The 4,495-nt window shown below is 69.1% G+C and carries 4 protein-coding genes; 3 read left to right on the top strand and 1 reads right to left on the bottom strand.

All coding sequences use genetic code 11. The features are described 5' to 3' along the window. Positions 1-141 precede the first annotated feature (141 nt). Positions 142-1,401: a helix-turn-helix domain-containing protein gene (locus ACFVYN_RS41035; protein ID WP_390007950.1), complete on the top strand. Its 1,260-nt coding sequence runs from the start codon at positions 142-144 to the stop codon at positions 1,399-1,401. Between the two features lie 139 nt (positions 1,402-1,540). Then, a complete protein-coding gene (locus ACFVYN_RS41030) occupies positions 1,541-2,839 on the top strand; it encodes an AMP-binding protein (protein ID WP_390007948.1) in 1,299 nt (432 codons plus the stop codon). A gap of 35 nt (positions 2,840-2,874) precedes the next feature. Here the strand turns inward: ACFVYN_RS41030 and ACFVYN_RS41025 are convergent, their stop codons facing one another. Then, positions 2,875-3,213, bottom strand: coding sequence for a hypothetical protein (locus tag ACFVYN_RS41025; RefSeq protein ID WP_390007945.1), 339 nt, complete (start codon positions 3,211-3,213; stop codon positions 2,875-2,877). Positions 3,214-3,351: 138 nt separating this feature from the next. On the opposite strand from ACFVYN_RS41025, the gene ACFVYN_RS41020 reads away from it, so the two are divergent. Next, positions 3,352-4,440: a hypothetical protein gene (locus tag ACFVYN_RS41020; RefSeq protein ID WP_390007943.1), complete on the top strand. Its 1,089-nt coding sequence runs from the start codon at positions 3,352-3,354 to the stop codon at positions 4,438-4,440. Positions 4,441-4,495: the final 55 nt, after the last annotated feature.

The raw sequence follows: 4,495 nt of genomic DNA, 5'->3' as shown, positions 1-4,495 counted from the left end.
TTTTTTTTTTTTGTTTTTTTTTTTTTTTTTTTTTTTTTTTTTGGTGTTTTTTTTTTTTTTTTTTTTTGGGGGGGGGGGGGGGCGGCTGCCGCCCCCCCCCGCCCCCCCCCACCCCCATGCACGTGGCAAGGAAGGGGTTCAGTGGTGGCCAATCAGTCAGACTTCGGTAAGCGACTGCGAACACTCAGGCAGGAACAAGGCATGTCCCAGGCGCAGTTGGCCGGCGACGAGATCTCCGCCGGCTACCTCTCCCGCCTGGAGTCCGGTGCCCGGCCGCCCACCCCCAAGATCATCGCCTACCTCGCTGAACGGCTCGATGTATCCCCGTCCGCGTTCGACGGCCCGCCGGTCGCGGACGAGGCGCCGGTCGCGGCCCTGGTCAGAGCGATCACCGCGACGCCCGACGGCGAAGGCCAGGTCGGCGAGGTGCTGAACCGTCTGGCATACCACCAGACCGATCTGTCCCTGCCGTTGCGGTGGCTGGCCCTGTGGTCGCTGGCCGGGATCCGGTCGGAGGGCGCCACGCACGAGGGTCAGCTGTCCCTGGGCCAGGAGCTGCTCCAGACCGCCGAGGAGAGCGGCATCCCCGAGCTGCGTGTCCGCTCCCTGGTTCTGGTGTCACGCCTCTACCGCTCGGTCGGTGACATGAAGGCGGCCAACGCCTGTGCCGACGACGCCTACTCCACCGCGATCGAGCATGACGTGCCCAGAGACGACACGGTACGCGCGCTCATGGTACTGATCTCCACGGAGGCCGAGACGAGCCGGCTGCACGACGCGCTGAAGTACGTGGCGGACCTGGAGGTGCTCTCGAAGCACACCACGCGGACCATGCGGGTCGAAGCCCTGTGGACCGCTGCCAGCGTGTACGTCCGGCAGGGAAACCACGCGGCCGCCGCGGCCCGGCTGGCCGAGGCACTGGCACTGAGCAGCAGCGCCGACGACCTCCGGCTGTGGATGCGGCTGCGCTTCGCCGCCGCGTCGCTCTACCTGCAGATGCACCCCAGCCGGCTCTCCGACGCCCAGCAGATCCTCAAGGAGGTCGAGCCCGCACTCGCCCTGATCGGGGACGCCGGGCAGTACCTGGAGTTCCGCACGATCCGCGCCCATGCACATTTCCAGGCGGGGGAACTCGACGCGGCACGCACCCTGTGCGAGGAGATCCGCCCCGACGCAAAGAAGCTCGAGTTCCGCGACATGATCCGGTTCGAGGTACTGGTCCATCTGCTCGACATCATCTCCGGGCAGGTGGAGGCCGGGGTGCGCGCCATCGAGGTGCTGGCCGGCAAGGCGCACGAGGCGTCCAACATGGATCTCGCCGCGGAGATCTGGAAGAACCTCGCGGAAACCCTGGCCTTCGTCCAGTCGGCGAAGTCAGGCCCCGGGGCGATCGATTCATAGTCCCCGCCTCACATCCCCACCCGGTCCCCGCCCTCGCATTCCCCGCCTCGCATTCCGCCCAGAGGCGGGACGGGCATGCATCAGGGACTTCACCGGTGGAGAACAGGGGTGGGTTCATTCCTGAGCTGGAGGAAGCACAGTGATCACCGATCCCGCCCTGGCCACCCGCCGAGCGCACGCAGTGCGTACGCCTTATGCCGCCCTCCCCCCGACACGTCCCGCGAGTCCTGGTGCGCGCACCGCAGTTGCAGAACGGGCGCTCTCGCCGTCGCTGAACACTCTGGACGCCCTGTTCGCCCAGGTGGCCCAGCGCAACCCGGACGCTGTCGCCGTCCAGGACGCCCGCGGCGAACTGAGTTTCGCCAAGGCCGAGTCGTGGGCCGCACGGCTGGCATCGGTCCTGGTGCACAGTGGGGTCCAGCTCGGCGATCCGGTGATCATCCACTGCGACGACCACCGGCAAGCGCTGATAGCGCAGTTGGCCGTCCTGAAGGCGGGAGGTGTGTGTGTGCCCGCCGCGCACGGTCTCGGCCGATCGGAACTCCGTGGTGTCGCCGCGGTCAGCTGCGCCTCGACCATCCTGTGCAGCCGTTCCACCCAGGAAGCCTGGCCGCGGCGGCACACCATCCTCTCGCTCGACGACGAGGAGGCCCGTCGGCGGATCACCGCTCAGCGGCTGGAACCGGCACTGCCCCTTTCGCACCCCAGGGAAGCCGCCTACCTAATGGTCCACGACGGGGGCCGGCATGGGCTCACCGGGCACCTGGTCGACCACTACGCCTGGCGACTCGCCGTGGCTGAGCGGATCCGGACAGCGGGCCCCGCTCCGCGCCGGGTCTTCGTGGCCGGCCCGCCGGCCGATCCGCGCGCGTTGTCCGCGATGTGGTGGGCGTTCGCCGGCGGAGGATCGCTGCGCACGCTGCCGGGTACGGGAACGTCGGCACAACGCGACGGGATGGTGTCCGCCGCCGTGTTCAGCCCCGAGGAGTACGACGCCCTCGTGGACGTCCTCCCCGTCCGGCCGCGGCTGGTGCAGCTCGTCGGCGGGCCCGTACCGAGCGATCTCGTGGCCCGGCACTTCACGGCCCTGCCCGGCACCCGGCTGCGTGCCGACTTCGCCCCTGTGGACGGCGCCCTGCCCTGGGTCTCCCGGGAGTTCACGCCAGCCGGCGGGGCGACGTCCTGGGTGGGTACGCTCGGCGCTCCGGTGCCCCAGGTGCAGGTGAGTGTGGTGGACGACCGAGGCCGGCCGCTGGCGGACGGGCAGACGGGTGAGCTCTGCGCCGCCGGCCGCGCGCTCCCCTTCGACACCGTCCGCCGCCCCGGGCGCGCACTGCCGGCCTGGGAGGAGACTCCGCTGCTGCGTTCCGGAATGTCCGGGCGAAGCCTGCCCGGCGGCGGACTCGAACTGGTCGAACCGCCGACGGCAGCCACCTGATCTGCAGTTCTCAAACCCATCAAGCGTGCAAGGGGCTACGTGCTGCTCAACGCAGCGATGGACGCGCCAGGATGCCGGTGCCGAGAGAGGTGGGCGCCTACCTGCTCGTCGGCCAGTTCCAGGTTGTCGGCGTCCAGAGTCACATCCAGTATCTGTTCGACCTTGGCTTCGGCCAGCGCCAGCCCGCGCAATCGAATGCCGGTGAGGAACACCTCCTCGTGCAGCCGCAGACCTCCACGGCCAACCAGGACCAGCCGGGACACAGCGGCTACGCACGACTCCGTGAGACCGGGAGCGACGACTGCGCTGACCCGGTTGATCTGCGAGTTCACGCTGAACACAGCGCTGCGCAGGGTGCGGGTGGCCCGCTGCATCAGGACATGGCCGAGGTGGATGTGGACGAGGTCCGTGCGTCCTTGTGCCGCCTTGTCGTTGAAGGTGATCGGTCGCAGCAGGCCCGGATCCAGGCGTGTGTCCCGGCCTCGCAGGGCGAACTGCCAGGCTCGCCCCAGGTGGGGAACCTCGAAGACCTGCGCTTCGGTCCGGTCGTCACCGATCTCTTCCAGGGGCGGCTGAGCGTCCAGGGCGAGCGCGGTATGGGACCGCCTTCTGCCCGCAGGGCCTCCCGGCTGCGCCCTCTTCACGGGCGACGAGATGCGCCAGCCGACCGGCCTGCGCCGCTACCCCACCGCCCCGGCCACGTCGCCGTCGAGGCCCTCCAGCAGATCGACGACAGCCTCCCGCGCGGATACCTGGCGGGCGACCGCGCCTACAACGACCAGAAGCCGGAGAACTTCCAGCTCCCCATCCGCGCCATGGGCTACGAGCCCGTCTACGACTACGCGAAGGACCAGCTCGGCGTCCAGGCCGGCTTCGCCGGCGCAGAACTCGTCGAGGGCAACTGGTACTGCCCCTCCATGCCCCAGACCCTCAAGGACGCCACCAAGGACCTGATCGCCGAGAAGATCGACAAGCAGACCTGGATCGACCGCATCCGCGCCCGAGCCGCCTACCTCTTCATGCTCAAGCAGCGGCCCGACGCCGAAGGCCACCGCCGCGTGATGTGCCCCGCCGAGGCCAACCGGACCCAGTGCCCCCTCAAGGCCTACGCCCTTGGCCGCGGCATCCATCTGCCCCTCGTAGACCCCGATCCCAGCCCCGCGGGCTCGCCTCCCTGCTGCAGCCAGAAGACAGTCACCGTCCCGCCGGAGGCCGGCGCCAACCTCTGGCAGCCCCTCCAGTACGGCTCCGAAGCCTGGCAGCGCGTGTACTTCCGGCTCCGCAACAGCATCGAAGGCATCAACGGCTACGCCAAGGACCCCCTCTACGAACGCCTCGAAGACGCCGACACCCGCCGCATCCGCGGCATCGCCGCCCAGGCCCTCCTGCTGGCCTTCCAACTGGCCCACGCCAACCGCCGCAAGCTCAGGGCCTGGGCCGACTCGATCGCTCTCCACGACGACCGACCGCGCCGCCGGCCCACCCGCCGTCAAGACCAAGCCCCTGGGCACCTGGACCCCCAAGGGCTACGTCACCGAACCCTGAGAGCTTCCTCACAAGCCAGCAGTAGTCCGCAGTCGAACCATCAGCCCCCGGCATAGCAACCGAAGATCCACACGCCCAAAAACCGGACCGCCGACGGCCCCAGCCGTCGGC

The sequence above is a fragment of the Streptomyces sp. NPDC058307 genome, from assembly GCF_042880295.1.
Taxonomy (GTDB): domain Bacteria; phylum Actinomycetota; class Actinomycetes; order Streptomycetales; family Streptomycetaceae; genus Streptomyces.
The sequence above is the reverse complement of the archived record's forward strand: the minus strand, read 5'-3'. Positions and strand labels throughout refer to the sequence as shown.

Bases quoted from the DNA above. Each gene is read 5' to 3' on its own strand.
- ACFVYN_RS41025 (WP_390007945.1), bottom strand. From the start codon at position 3,213: ATGCAGCGGGCCACCCGCACCCTGCGCAGCGCTGTGTTCAGCGTGAAC.